This is a genomic window from Streptomyces sp. NBC_01497 (assembly GCF_036250695.1).
GTDB lineage: Bacteria > Actinomycetota > Actinomycetes > Streptomycetales > Streptomycetaceae > Streptomyces.
In genome coordinates this window covers 1,389,060-1,401,956 of record NZ_CP109427.1, presented here as the reverse complement: position 1 = coordinate 1,401,956, position 12,897 = coordinate 1,389,060, and the positions used below count along the sequence as shown (strand labels likewise).

The following is a 12,897-nucleotide window of genomic DNA, read 5'->3' as shown; positions in this document are numbered from 1 at the left end:
CGAAGAGGCGAGTCAAGTGACTCGGCTCGGAGCTCGAAACTGAGGCATACTGCACGCATGGCAGCAGAGCTCTCCCCGCACCACCGTCGCCTCGCCCAGCAGAAGCGCGAGGCGATCATCTCCGCAGCCACGGACCTCTTCTTGGATCGCGGTTACGACGGCACGTCCCTCGCCCGGATTGCCGAAGCGGCGGTGGTTTCCAAATCCACCCTGTTCAAGCAGTTCCCCACCAAGGCAGCTCTCTTCGAGGCCATCGTCACCGAGTCCTGGCAGCGTGATGCCGGAGGCGCTGTCGCTCGACCTCCGGCCGGAGACCTGCGTTCCGGCCTCACCACCATCGGCCACCGCTACGCCGACCTGGTCGGCCGCCCCGGCATGACGGCCCTATTCCGCATCGTCATCGCCGAACTGCCCCGCTTCCCCGAGCTGGGACGGATGCAGTTCCAGCTCGGCAAGCTGCCCTACTTCACCTCAGTGCGGCGCTACCTCGAGTCGGAGCACGAGGCAGGTAACGCCGATGTCCCGGACGCCGAGAGCGCCGCCAACCAGTTCCTCGGGATGATCGCCAACTACGTCCTGTGGCCCCGGATGCTGCTGACCGACTGGAACCCCACGGCCTCTGACATCCGCTACGCCGTCGAGCAGGCTGTGGGGACCATGCTCGCCCGCTACACCTCGGATCGTCCGGCCTGATGGGAAGCCGGAATGCACACGCGAACGCGACGACGGCTGGCCAGTCCGAGCCGCCTGCCCCCATGCCGGCGAATGCCCGCCTTCCTCGCCCCGGCGACTCGATACCTGGGTCCGCGCGCTGTCGCGCGGCGTCCGGCCGTCCTGCGGCCACCGCCCGAACAGGCTGACGCCGCCCGTATTCGGTACGCCCGGCCTTCCGGCGCCCGTCGGCTCGAGCCCGCCCCTATCCGGCGGCAGGGACGGCGTGCGGCTGGCCGCCGGGCCGGAGTCGGCCATCTCGCCTAAAAAGGCTCGCAAGGCGGAACGGAAGACGAAAGGGGTCGTGGCACCGTGGACCGCTACTGAGGTAGGCGGGTTCATGTCAGCGATGAAGGGGGACCGCCTGAACGCACCGCGGCTCCCTTCCCTCATGGGCCTCCGCCCGGCAGAGGTATGCGGGCTGGGGTGGTCGGACATCGACTTGCACGCGGCCAGGCTCAGCATCACCAACACGCGGACCCTTATGGGCAATCGCACCGTAGGGAGAAGGACACCAAGAGCATGGCGGGGGAACGCATGCTGCCACTCCCGGCGCTCGTGCACGAAGCGCTGAAGACGTTCCGTGCCATGCGGGCGAAAGAGCGTCTGGCGGCGGGCGAGGGGTACGAGGGCGGCGTGTACGCGCTCGTGGACGAACTCGGCGCCGCTCTGAACGGTCGGCAGCTGCGGGAGCGGGCGTACAAGATCATGGACGACAACGGCCTTCGCAGGGTTCGTCTGTACGATGCTCGGGCGTCGTGCTTGACGTACCCGGCCAACACCGGCGTGCCGGATCATCTGCTCGCTGTGTGGGCCGGGCACACCAACGTGAAGACGACCAAGAAGTGGTACGTAAAGCCGGACGTGGTGGACCTGCTTCCGGCGGCGGAGGCGTGGGGCGGTCTCGCGAGGGGGGCGTGTGACAGATCGTGACAGACGAAGGTGAGATCCCGTGAGTGAGACATCGACCCAGACCCTGCAATACCGCGTTGACGGGCCGAAAGACGCCCCGACCCTGGTCCTCGGGCCCTCCCTCGGTACTACGTGGCATATGTGGGACCGGCAGGTTCCCGAGCTCGCCAAGCAGTGGTGCGTGGTGCGCTTCGACCTGCCCGGCCACGGCGGCGCGCCCGCCCTGCCCGTCGGCGCCGTTCCCGAGCTGGCGCAGCGCCTCCTCGACACCCTGGACAGCCTCGGCGTGCAGCGCTTCGGTTACGCGGGCTGCGCTCTGGGCGCCGCGATCGGCGCCGAGCTGGCGCTGCGCCGGCCCGACCGGATCGCCTCGCTCGCACTGACGGCGGCCTCGCCCCGGTTCGGTACCGCGGACGAGTTCCGCCAGCGCGGCGTGATCGTACGGGCCAACGGCCTCGAACCCATCGCGCGCAGCGCGCCCGAGCGCTGGTTCACGCCGGGCTTCGCCGCGGCGCAGCCCGCGATCGTGGAGTGGGCCGTGCAGATGGTGCGCACCACGGAGCCCGGCTGCTACATCGCCGCCTGCGAGGCGCTCGCCGCCTTCGACATCCGCGCGGAGCTCGGCCGGATCGCCGTGCCGACGCTCGTCCTCGTCGGCGCGGAGGACCAGGTGACCGGCCCCGCCGAGGCGCGGACCCTGGTGGCGGGCATACCGGACGCGCGCCTCGCGCTGGTCCCCGGCGCCTCCCACCTGGCGCCCGTCGAGCAGCCCGCCGCCGTCACCGACCTGCTCATGCACCACTTCTCGACCGCCTGGTACAACCCCTCGGACACGGCCACCGGTATGACGGTCCTCCCCGATCGGCTCCCGGCCTCCCCGCCCGCTCCGGCGCCCGCGGGCCCCGCCGAGCCCTCGGGCGCGAAGGACGCCGCCGAGGAGCAGCCGCAGCAGACCCCGGCGCCCGCGGGCCCCGGCGACCCCTACGACGCGGGTATGCGGGTGCGCCGCGAGGTCCTCGGCGACGAGCACGTGGACCGGTCCGTCGCCGCCACGGACGACTTCAGCGAGGACTTCCAGCAGCTGATCACGCGCTACGCGTGGGGCGAGATCTGGACGCGGGACGGCCTCGACCGCCGCACTCGGAGCGTGATCACCCTGACGGCGCTCGTCGCGGGCGGTCACTTCGACGAGCTGAAATTCCACACGAGGGCGGCGCTGCGCAATGGTCTCAGTCCCGCCGAGATCAAGGAGGTACTGCTGCAGAGCGCGATCTACTGCGGGGTGCCCGCCGCGAACTCGGCGTTCCAGGTCGCGGGTGCGGTGATCCGGGAGGAGACCCGGCCGCAGGAGTAGCAGGATGGGTGGGGGAGCGACTCCCGGGGGAGCGGCCCTGCCGGCCGCCGTGCCCTTCCGCGCGGCGCCGGGACGTCCCCGGCGCACCGGCGCCGGGGCCCGGGGAACGCGACGAGAAAAGGCGGTCGGGCATGAAGTTCACCAAGCGCAAGCACTCGTGCGTATGGCTGGAGAAGGACGGACGGACCCTCGTCCTCGATCCTGGCGGATTCAGTGAGGACGACGCGGCGGTGGGCGCCGACGCGGTCCTCGTCACCCACGAGCACCCGGACCACTTCGACGAGGGGCGGCTGCGTGCCGGGCTCGACGCGAACCCCGCGGCCGAGCTGTGGGCGCCGCGCAGTGTGAGTGAGCGGATGGCGGCGGCGTACCCGGGCCGTGTGCACACGGTGGGCCACGGCGACACCTTCACCGCCGCCGGGTTCGACATCCAGGTGCACGGCGAGCTGCACGCCGTGATCCACCCGGACATCCCGCGGGTCGCCAACTCCGGCTACCTCATCGACGGGGCGGTCTTCCACCCGGGCGACGCGCTGACGGTCCCCGAGGTGCCGGTCGACACGCTGATGCTGCCGGTGATGGCGCCGTGGAGCCGGATCGCGGACGTCATCGACTACCTGCGCGAGCTGAAGCCCCGGCGGGCGTACGACGTGCACGACGTGCTGCTGACGGACGTCGCCCGGCCCCTCTACGACGGGCTGCTCGGCTCGATGGGCGGGGGCGTCGAGCACGGCAGGCTCGCGCCCGGTGGATCGCTGGAGCTCTGACTGTCGTACCCCGCGGATAGTGTGGTCGGCATGCGTATCGCCACGTGGAACGTCAACTCGATCACCGCCCGGCTGCCCCGGCTGCTGGCCTGGCTCCAGAGCAGCGGTACCGACGTGCTCTGCGTCCAGGAGGCCAAGACCACCGAGGAGCAGTTCCCGACTCAGGAGCTGCGCGCGGCGGGGTACGAGTGCGCCGTCCACGCCACCGGCCGGTGGAACGGGGTCGCGCTCATCTCCCGCGTCGGCCTCGCGGACATCGTGCGGGGGCTGCCCGGCGGCCCGGAGTACGACGGCGTGGCGGAGCCCCGGTCCGTCTCCGCGACCTGCGGTCCCGTCCGCCTGTGGTCGGTGTACGTGCCCAACGGCCGCGAGGTCGGTCATGACCATTACGCGTACAAGCTGCGCTGGCTGGAGGCACTGAAGGAAGCCGTCGCCGGGGACGCGGGCGGGGAGCGCCCCTTCGCGGTCCTGGGCGACTACAACATCGCGCCGGCGGACGAGGACGTCTGGGACCGGTCGGCGTTCGAGGGCGCCACGCATGTCACGGAGCCGGAGCGCGCCGCGCTCGCCGCGCTGCGGGGGACGGGCCTGAGCGACGTGGTGCCGCGCCCGCTCAAGTACGACCGGCCGTTCACGTACTGGGACTACCGGCAGCTCGGTTTCCCGAAGAACCGGGGCATGCGCATCGACCTCGTGTACGGCAACGCCCCGTTCGCGTCGGCGGTCAAGGACGCTTATGTCGACCGCGAGGAGCGCAAGGGCAAGGGTGCGTCGGACCACGCGCCCGTCGTGGTCGATCTCGACGTCTGACGGACCGGGAGCCTCCACCGCCGTCGGCCCGCGATGTCATCTGACGGAAACAATTGTTCAACGATCCTTCCTGGAGATAGTGTTTCGTTCCCGTGACCCGGCTGTCACGGGCCGACCGCTCCGCCCAGGGGGGAAGACCCGCATGAGTGCCGACCTCGATCCCGGCCTGTCGCACCTGCTCGGGGAGCGGGAGTCCCTGAGTCGTACGAGCACGGCGGAGCGGGTGGCCGCGATACTGCGCGAGCGCATCGCGCAGGGCTCGTTCCCGCCGGGCAGCCGCCTGTCGGAGGAGCGCATCGGCCAGGCCCTCGGCATCTCCCGCAACACCCTGCGTGAGGCGTTCCGGCTGCTCACCCACGAGCGGCTGCTGGTGCACCGCCTCAACCGGGGCACGTTCGTCCGCGTGCTGACGGCCGATGACATCGCCGACATCTACCGGGTGCGGCAGGTGGTGGAGTGTGCGGCCGTGCGCTCCCACGGTGTCCGGCCCCGGCCGCTCGACCAGGTCGAGGCGGCGGTGGAGGCGGGGCGCCGGGCGGCCGAGGCGGGGGACTGGCCGGCCTGCGGCACCGCCAACATCCACTTCCACCAGGCGATCGCGGGCCTCGCGGGCAGCGAGCGGCTGGACGACCTGATGCGCGGTGTTCTCGCGGAACTCCGGCTGGCGTTCCACATCATGGACGACCCCCGCCGTTTCCATGAGCCTTATCTCACCCGTAACCGTGAGTTGGTCACGGCGTTGGCCTCGGGTGACGCGGCGGGCGCGGAGAGCATGCTCGGGTTCTATCTGGAGGACTCCAGGCGGCAGTTGGCGGAGGCGTACCCCGAGCCGGCCGGCCTGCCCGACTGACGCGGCGGTCCTCGCGGGCGCCGGTCCGCCGGCGTCGGAAAAAACCGATGCCGACCATCGTCTTGTCGGATCGTTCAACAATCATCTAGCCTCCGTGCACACCCCCCCGGTCCGCGCCGCCGTCGCGGAGCCCTGTACGGAAGGCCGACAGCACATGATCGTTCTGCTCGGTGTCCTCGTGGTGATCCTCGGATTCGCCACAAGGCGCAACCCCCTGCTGGTCGTCGGAGTCGCCGGGATCGTCACCGGAGTGCTCGGCAAGCTCTCACCGGACGAGATCCTGAAGACGTTCGGGGAGAGCTTCGCGTCCAGCCGGTCCGTGACGATCTTCGCCATCACGCTGCCGGTCATCGGGCTGCTGGAGCGCAACGGCCTGCAGCAGCAGGCCCGTACGCTCATCGGGAAGCTGGGCAACCTCACCACCGGGCGCTTCCTCACGCTCTACCTGCTGCTGCGCCAGCTGACGGCGGCCGTCGGACTGCAGACCATCGGAGGGCCCGCGCAGAGCGTGCGGCCGATGATCGCGCCGATGGCCGAGGCCGCGGCGGAACGCAAGAACGGGGGGCGCCCGCTGCCCCGGGCGATCCGCGACAAGGTCCGCTCGCACGCGGCCGGCGCCGACACCGTCGGGGTGTTCTTCGGCGAGGACATATTCCTCGCCATCGGCTCCATCCTGCTGATCACCGGCCTGGTCAACGCCACGTACCACACGCATCTCGAACCGCTGGACCTCGCGCTGTGGGCCATCCCCAGTGCCATCTGCGCCTTCCTCGTGCACGGCGCCCGGCTGCTGCGCTTCGACCGTGAGCTGGAACGCGAACTGGTCGTCGCCAACGCCGAGCTCGACGTCGAGGAGACGGCGAAGTGATCAAGGCCGAATGGTTCTACTGGCTGGTCGGTGCCGTGTTCATCGTCATGGGCGTCCAGACGCTCATGGACCGCACCAACGCCAAGCGCTACACCTCGGGCAGTTTCTGGACGCTGCTGGGCGTCACCTTCTTCTACAGCTCCTGGGTCGTCGACAAGTCGCTGCCCTCCGAGCCCCTGGGCATCGCGGTGCTCGTGCTGATCTGCCTCGGCGGCTTCAACCTCGTCGGCAAGGGCACCCCGAAGACGACCGACGAGAAGCAGCGCACGGAGCTCGCCCGGCGCTTCGGCAACAAACTGTTCATCCCGGCCCTCACCATCCCGGTCGTCGCGGTCATCTGTGCCGTCGTGATCCCGAAGTTCCACTTCGGCGGCCACGTGATCTTCGAGAAGGGCAACGAGACCATCCTCGGCCTCGGGGTCGGCGCCATCGTCGCCCTGCTCGTCGGTATGTGGGTGCTGCGCGAACCCCGCGTGTCGGTGCCGATCCACGCGGGCCGCGGGCTGCTGGAGTCCATGGGCTGGGCGCTGCTGCTGCCGCAGCTCCTCGCCGTGCTCGGCGCCATCTTCCAGGCGGCGGGTGTCGGCACCCAGGTCGGCAAGATCACCGAGAAGATCCTGCCGGACGGGCAGCTCCTCGCCGCCGTCGCCCTGTACTGCGTGGGCATGTTCGTCTTCACCGTGATCATGGGCAACGCCTTCGCCGCCTTCCCGGTGATGACCGCCGCCGTCGGCTGGCCGGTCCTCGTCCAGAACCTGCACGGCAACGCGGCGGCCGTCATGTCCGTCGGCATGCTGGCCGGCTTCTGCGGCACGCTCTGCACGCCCATGGCGGCCAACTTCAACCTCGTACCGGCCGCGCTGCTGGAGCTCAAGGACCAGTACGGGCCGATCAAGGTGCAGGCGCCCACGGCTCTGGTCCTGCTCGCCTGCAACATTTTCATCATCTACTTCTTCGCCTTCTGACGGCCGCGGGCCCCCTGGCCGGCCACGGCCCGCCGGGGGAGTGGCCGGGCATCCCTTTCGACCTGGACGGAGCATCCATGAGAGTCCTGATCACCGGCTTCGAGCCGTTCGGCGGCGAGGGGGTCAACCCCTCCTGGGCGGCGGCCCGGCTGGTCGAGTCCGCCCGACCGGCCGGACTCGACGTCACGGCGGTCCGGCTCAGCTGCGTCTACGGGCAGGCGATCGGGGAACTGCGCACCGCGGTCGCCGACACCGACCCCGCCCTCGTCCTGTGCGTCGGCCAGGCCGGCGGGCGCACCGGCCTGAGCGTCGAGCGCGTCGCCGTGAACGTCGACGACGCGCGTATCCCCGACAACGCGGGCAACCAGCCGGTGGACGAACCCATCGTCCCCGGCGGACCCGTCGCCTACCTCTCCTCCCTTCCCGTCAAGGCGTGCGTCGCCGCCGTACGTGAGGCGGGCCTGCCCGCCTCCGTCTCCGGCACCGCGGGGAACTTCCTGTGCAACCACGTCTTCTACGGGCTCGCCCACCTCATCGCGACCGAGCGGCCCACGCTGCGCGGCGGCTTCGTCCACGTGCCGTACGCGCCGGAGCAGGTCGTCGGGCGGGCCGAGCCCTCCATGTCCGTCGCGGACATCGCGCGCGGCCTCGCCGTGATCGTCGAGACCGCCGTCCGTACCACTACGGACCTGCGGGTCCCGGAAGGAGCGACGCATTGACCGCCTCGCCCGAGACCGCGAGCGGCGCGCCGCTCGCCGCACTCACCTCGTACACGGACAGGTTCGCGCGGCTCGCCGTCGCCAACATCACCCGTGAGTACCCGAACTTCCCGGCGCACCTGCTGGCGGGGCCGGAGGAGCTGGTGGCACCGCGCTCGTACCACCCCGCTTTCTACGGCGCGTACGACTGGCACTCCTCGGTGCACATGCACTGGCTCGCCATGCGGCTGCTGCGCCGCTACGGACCGGCGGCCGCCGAGGCCGGGGCGATCACCCGGGCCCTGGACACGCACCTGACAACCGAGGCGATGGCCGCCGAGGCCGCCTATCTGGAGGAGCACCCCTCCTTCGAGCGCCCCTACGGCTGGGCGTGGCTGCTGATGCTCGCGGCCGAGAGCGCCGCGCACGAGGACCGGCGGTGGTTCACCGCGCTGGAACCCGCTGCCCGGACCGTCGCCACGCTGATCCTCGACTGGCTGCCCAAGGCCCGCTACCCGGTGCGTCACGGCGTGCACAGCAACAGCGCCTTCGCCCTCGGCCTGGTGCTGGACAGTGCGGAGCGCGCCGGCGTACCCCACCTGGTCGAGCCCGTCCGCGCGAAACTGCGCGCGTGGTTCGGCGCAGACCAGGGCGGCGCGCTCAGCTGGGAGCCGTCCGGCCAGGACTTCCTGTCGCCGCTGCTCACGGAGGCCGACGCGATGCGGCGGGTCGCCACGCCGGCGGAGTTCAACCGCTGGACGGCGGCCCTGCTGCCCGAGCTGACCTCCGCCGCCCACGCCGGCCGGCCGTTGCTGCTGGAGCCGCCCGAGGTGACGGACCCCGCCGACGGCCAGATCGGCCACCTCCACGGACTGTGCTTCAGCCGGGCCGCCGCCCTGTACGCGCTGGCGGACGCGCTGGACGACTTCCGTTCCGCGATCCTGCGCGACACGGCGGCCGCGCACCTGGAGGCGGGCATGTCGGCGCTGGGTTCGGGCGACTTCACCACGGACCACTGGCTGGCCACCTTCGCGGTGCTCGCACTGGAGGCGGCAGGGACCGACAGCACCGCCTGAACCCTGCGGCACAGCCGTCTCACAGTCCGGGACACGATCAGCGCGTCCTATGGTGCCGCCCCGGTGGGGATGGCACGCTGAGCGGTATGAATATCCCTTTCCTGGACACATGGCGCAGCAAGCGGCGAGGCGACGGCGAGGCGCCGTCGCCGGCCGCCGCCGCCCGTGAACAGGAGGGAATCACCGAGCTGCTGTCGGAGTGCGAGCTGCTGCGCGTGCACGCCATGCGGCTGGGACTGCGGCTCGACGACTCGGTCGCATCGCTGTCCGCGCTGGACCAGCTGCCGCCACGCTGGCGCGAGGACAAGGAAGAGCTGCCCTGGGTCGGCAACGACGCGGGTCTCTACCTCGGGACGGTGATCGTCCGTACGGTCCCCGGCGCGCTGTGGAACATCTGGCCCAGCGGGCACCCCGTGGTGCGGCTCGTGTCGGGCCGGGAGATCCAGGTGGTGGAGGCCGGTCTCGACTGGGCGGTCACCGGCGCCCCGGAGCTTGCCCAGGTGTACGCGGAGGCCGCCGAGGCGTGACGCCCCGAATGGCCGAACTATCCGCAGTTTGCAGTAAATCGCGCTTATGCCGGATTTATGCGTGTCGTCCCCGAAGTCCCTTGAGTGCACGGATAGTTTGCGCTGACCTCGACAGAGCCGGGAATGGGGTAGGGCAGCATATGGCCGTCGAACCGTTGATCGAGCCACATCGGCGCAGAGCAGGGCCTCCGGATCGAACCTCGACTACGATGGGCAGTTCATCCCTGTCGAGATCGGTGGCCGAGGGCGGCACCCCGGCCGCACCAGGGACGCTGCTGCAAAGCGTGCAGTAGCTCAGGGGCAATGGCCCGGACCGGACAGCAGTCGGTGATCACTTCTCTGTTCAGGGGAGAAGGTCAGCTGCGGGCCGGCCGGGTTGTGCTCGGCGTGGAGCGGGCCCACGCCGCGCGTGTGCGCGGCGGGGGCACCGCTCTCTTCTCGTTTCCGGGCCTTCCTCGGCCCCGGTCCACCCCGCCGTCAGGTCTTCTCCCCGGCGCGGTGCGAGGGCTGTGCGGCGGCGGCCGGCATCGGTTCCCGTGCGGCCTTGGTGACATCCGCGACGAACTCCGCGACATCGGGGCCGTACGCCTGGGAGTTGACCACTTTCAGCAGCAGGCAGAACGGTTCGTCGCCGTGCTTGCGGTGCAGGCGCTCATGGTGCCGGGCGAGGTAGCGCGCCGCCGCCTGGTGCGTGATCGGGCGCTGGCCGCAGAACACGAAGACCGGACGGGCGCCCTGGCCACCCGTCAGCCGCGCCAGCAGGACGTACTCGGTGATGCCCGGTTCGACGCGGTACTGCTCCGCGCCGATCCGGAAGGATCCGCGCTCGGGTCCCGGCTCCGGGTCCGCGGAGATCCGTACCCCGGGCAGCATCGACGCGAGATGGGCGGCTGTCCTGCGGTTGCCGGCGGGCCCGCCGAGACAGAACTCCGTCCGCTCGCCGAAGCCTTGCTGGGTCGCGTCGTGCGCCACCAGACGTATGTGCGCCCCGCACTCCTTGGCCGCGGCGGACAGTTCGAGCAGGGCGAAGACGTCGTGGCGGTGCACGGCCGCCTCGCCGCCGGGTTCGCGGCCGACGACCGCCAGGCACTCGGCATGCTCCGGCAGCCCGAAGAACGCCTGTTTCCTGCGCAGGGCGCGCCGCCAGAGCGCCGTACGGGCGAACCAGCCGAGCCCCGCGCATCCGAGGGCCACTACCACGCCGAGCACGATGTCGCGCATGTCGTCCGTCATGGGCGCGCATGGTAGCGGTGTTGCGCACCGATGTTCGAGGCCTCTGCGCGGGCGCCCCGCGCGAGGCGCTCCGTGTGTGACGTGTTCCTGACGAATCGTGGGCGGCGGCACTAGGCTGCGCTGACTGACCGCTCCTCGGGGTTCGGAGGTACGGATGCGCCGCTCGACCGTACGAAACGTCTCGGCCCTGGCCGTCGCCGCGGCCATGCTCACGGCGGGCGCCGCGGCGCCGCCGTCCACCACGCACTCCCGGCAAGCCTCGGGTGTCCCGGCGAAGACGCCGGTCGCCACCGGCTACGGGGGAGCGGTGGCCAGCGTGGACGCGGACGCCACCGCCGCCGGCATCCAGGTGCTGAAGGCGGGCGGGAACGCCGTGGACGCCGCCGTGGCGACCGCCGCCGCGCTCGGGGTCACCGAGCCCTACTCGGCGGGTATCGGCGGAGGCGGCTACTTCGTCTACTACGACGCGAAGTCCCGTACCGTCCACACGATCGACGGCCGGGAGACGGCGCCCGCATCGGCGGACTCCACCCTGTTCCTCGACGAGAACGGGAAGCCGCTGCCCTTCGACGACGCCGTCACCAGCGGGCGCAGCGTGGGCACTCCGGGGACCGCCGCGACGTGGGACAGCGCGCTGCGCGCCTGGGGAAGCCGGCCGCTCGGACAGGTACTGAAGCCGGCCGAGCACCTCGCGAAGGACGGCTTCACCGTGGACGGCACGTTCCGGTCACAGACGGCCTCGAACCAGGCGCGGTTCGCCGACTTCCCCGACACGGCCCGGCTGTTCCTGCCCGGTGGAGCGCCGCCCGCCGTCGGCTCGACGCTGCGCAACCCCGATCTGGCGCGTACCTACGAGGAGTTGGGAAAGCGCGGGACCGGCCTTCTCTACCACGGCGACCTCGGCCGCGACATCGTCCGCACCGTCCGTACGCCACCCGTCGCACCGGGGACCACGCGCGTCGTGCGCCCCGGCGACCTGACGACCGGCGACCTCGCCGGCTATCACACCGTCTTCAGGAAACCCACCGAGGTGTCCTACCGGGGCCTCGACGTGTACGGCATGGCGCCGTCCTCCTCCGGCGGCACGACCGTCGGCGAGGCGCTGAACATCCTGCGCGACACCGACCTGAAGCACGCCTCGGCCACGCAGTACCTGCACCACTACATCGAGGCGAGCCGGATCGCGTTCGCCGACCGGGGCCGCTGGGTCGGCGATCCGGCGTACGAGGACGTGCCCACCTCCGCGCTCCTGTCCCGGCGGTTCGCCGACTCCCGCGCCTGCCTGATCAGCGACGGCCACGCGCTGACCAGCCCGCTGGCGCCGGGCGACCCGCGCCACCCCGCGCCGTGCGCGAGCGGCGGGAGCTCCGCCCCCACCACCTACGAGGGGCAGAACACCACGCACCTGACCGTGGCCGACAAGTGGGGTGACGTCGTCGCGTACACCCTCACCATCGAGCAGACCGGCGGCAGCGCGATGACCGTGCCCGGCCGGGGCTTCCTGCTCAACAACGAACTGACGGACTTCTCGTTCACGCCCGCGAACCCCGCCGTGCACGACCCGAACCTGCCGGGGCCCGGCAAGCGCCCGCGGTCCTCGATCTCGCCGACCGTGGTCCTCGACCGCGACCACCGGCCGGTGTTCGCGATCGGTTCGCCCGGCGGCGCCAGCATCATCACCACGGTCCTCCAGACCCTCACGAACCACGTCGACCGGGGCATGCCGCTGGTCGACGCCATCGCGGCGCCCCGTGCGAGCCAGCGCAACGCGGCCACGACGGAACTCGAACCGGCCCTGTGGAACAGCCCGTTGCGAGCCCAACTGGAGGCGCTCGGGCAGAAGTTCACCGAACTCGACGAGATCGGGGCGGCGACCGGCGTCGAACGCCTGCCGGACGGCAGGTGGCAGGCGGCGGCCGAGAAGGTCCGCAGGGGCGGCGGCTCCGCGATGGTGGTCGACCGCGCGGGCCCGCAGTAACGACGGCCGGGGCGCGCCGCCGCAATGCGATGGCGCGCCCCGGGTTCCATGGCCCGCGTCCTCGCGTCCTCGCGTCCGGGTCTCGGGGGTCCGGTCCCGCTCTCCGGATTCCGGTTCCGGGTTCCGGGTTTTCGCCCGTGCCGCGCCG

At 71.3% G+C, this 12,897-nt stretch carries 13 protein-coding genes; 12 read left to right on the top strand and 1 reads right to left on the bottom strand.

The annotated features are described in order from the left end of the window. Positions 1–57 precede the first annotated feature (57 nt). The 11 genes from OG310_RS06050 to OG310_RS06000 all read left to right on the top strand — a co-directional run bounded on the left by OG310_RS06050 (position 58) and on the right by OG310_RS06000 (position 9,538). A complete protein-coding gene (locus OG310_RS06050) occupies positions 58–693 on the top strand; it encodes a TetR/AcrR family transcriptional regulator (protein ID WP_329454839.1) in 636 nt (211 codons plus the stop codon). Positions 694–1,233: 540 nt separating this feature from the next. Then, complete coding sequence (locus tag OG310_RS06045) at positions 1,234–1,644, top strand: hypothetical protein (RefSeq protein ID WP_329454838.1); 411 nt, start codon at positions 1,234–1,236, stop codon at positions 1,642–1,644. Between the two features lie 19 nt (positions 1,645–1,663). Further along, positions 1,664–2,977: a bifunctional 3-oxoadipate enol-lactonase/4-carboxymuconolactone decarboxylase PcaDC gene (pcaDC, locus tag OG310_RS06040; protein ID WP_329454837.1), complete on the top strand. Its 1,314-nt coding sequence runs from the start codon at positions 1,664–1,666 to the stop codon at positions 2,975–2,977. Between the two features lie 131 nt (positions 2,978–3,108). After that, positions 3,109–3,744, top strand: a complete 636-nt coding sequence (locus tag OG310_RS06035; protein WP_329454836.1) for an MBL fold metallo-hydrolase — start codon at positions 3,109–3,111, stop codon at positions 3,742–3,744. Positions 3,745–3,774: 30 nt separating this feature from the next. Then, on the top strand, positions 3,775–4,554 hold the full coding sequence (locus OG310_RS06030) for an exodeoxyribonuclease III (RefSeq protein WP_329454835.1): 780 nt from the start codon (positions 3,775–3,777) through the stop codon (positions 4,552–4,554). 142 nt (positions 4,555–4,696) lie between these two features. After that, complete coding sequence (locus tag OG310_RS06025; protein WP_329454834.1) at positions 4,697–5,404, top strand: GntR family transcriptional regulator; 708 nt, start codon at positions 4,697–4,699, stop codon at positions 5,402–5,404. Between the two features lie 154 nt (positions 5,405–5,558). Beyond that, entirely contained in the window at positions 5,559–6,272 is a 714-nt protein-coding gene (locus OG310_RS06020) for a DUF969 domain-containing protein (RefSeq protein ID WP_329454833.1), read from the top strand. Next, a complete protein-coding gene (locus OG310_RS06015) occupies positions 6,269–7,237 on the top strand; it encodes a DUF979 domain-containing protein (RefSeq protein ID WP_329454832.1) in 969 nt (322 codons plus the stop codon). Before OG310_RS06020 ends, OG310_RS06015 begins: the two co-directional genes overlap by 4 nt. A 77-nt stretch (positions 7,238–7,314) precedes the next feature. Then, a complete protein-coding gene (pcp, locus tag OG310_RS06010; protein WP_329454831.1) occupies positions 7,315–7,956 on the top strand; it encodes a pyroglutamyl-peptidase I in 642 nt (213 codons plus the stop codon). Then, the gene (locus OG310_RS06005) at positions 7,953–9,011 is read left to right on the top strand and encodes a DUF2891 domain-containing protein (RefSeq protein ID WP_329454830.1); all 1,059 of its coding nucleotides are present in this window, start codon (positions 7,953–7,955) and stop codon (positions 9,009–9,011) included. The genes pcp and OG310_RS06005 overlap by 4 nt, the downstream gene beginning before the upstream one ends. An 86-nt stretch (positions 9,012–9,097) precedes the next feature. After that, entirely contained in the window at positions 9,098–9,538 is a 441-nt protein-coding gene (locus tag OG310_RS06000) for a DUF6278 family protein (RefSeq protein ID WP_329454829.1), read from the top strand. Positions 9,539–10,015: 477 nt separating this feature from the next. Here the strand turns inward: OG310_RS06000 and OG310_RS05995 are convergent, their stop codons facing one another. Further along, the gene (locus tag OG310_RS05995; protein ID WP_329454828.1) at positions 10,016–10,771 is read right to left on the bottom strand and encodes a hypothetical protein; all 756 of its coding nucleotides are present in this window, start codon (positions 10,769–10,771) and stop codon (positions 10,016–10,018) included. 154 nt (positions 10,772–10,925) lie between these two features. Here OG310_RS05995 and ggt point away from each other — a divergent pair, with 154 nt between their 5' ends. Further along, positions 10,926–12,749 carry a gamma-glutamyltransferase gene (gene ggt / locus OG310_RS05990; protein ID WP_329454827.1) on the top strand — a complete coding sequence of 608 codons (1,824 nt, stop codon included), beginning with the start codon at positions 10,926–10,928 and terminating at the stop codon, positions 12,747–12,749. Positions 12,750–12,897 lie beyond the last annotated feature (148 nt).

Bases quoted from the DNA above. Each gene is read 5' to 3' on its own strand.
- OG310_RS06050 (WP_329454839.1), top strand. From the start codon at position 58: ATGGCAGCAGAGCTCTCCCCGCACCACCGTCGCCTCGCCCAGCAGAAG.
- OG310_RS06045 (WP_329454838.1), top strand. From the start codon at position 1,234: ATGGCGGGGGAACGCATGCTGCCACTCCCGGCGCTCGTGCACGAAGCG.
- OG310_RS06035 (WP_329454836.1), top strand. From the start codon at position 3,109: ATGAAGTTCACCAAGCGCAAGCACTCGTGCGTATGGCTGGAGAAGGAC.
- OG310_RS06030 (WP_329454835.1), top strand. From the start codon at position 3,775: ATGCGTATCGCCACGTGGAACGTCAACTCGATCACCGCCCGGCTGCCC.
- OG310_RS06025 (WP_329454834.1), top strand. From the start codon at position 4,697: ATGAGTGCCGACCTCGATCCCGGCCTGTCGCACCTGCTCGGGGAGCGG.
- OG310_RS06020 (WP_329454833.1), top strand. From the start codon at position 5,559: ATGATCGTTCTGCTCGGTGTCCTCGTGGTGATCCTCGGATTCGCCACA.
- pcp (WP_329454831.1), top strand. From the start codon at position 7,315: ATGAGAGTCCTGATCACCGGCTTCGAGCCGTTCGGCGGCGAGGGGGTC.
- OG310_RS06000 (WP_329454829.1), top strand. From the start codon at position 9,098: ATGAATATCCCTTTCCTGGACACATGGCGCAGCAAGCGGCGAGGCGAC.
- OG310_RS05995 (WP_329454828.1), bottom strand. From the start codon at position 10,771: ATGACGGACGACATGCGCGACATCGTGCTCGGCGTGGTAGTGGCCCTC.
- ggt (WP_329454827.1), top strand. From the start codon at position 10,926: ATGCGCCGCTCGACCGTACGAAACGTCTCGGCCCTGGCCGTCGCCGCG.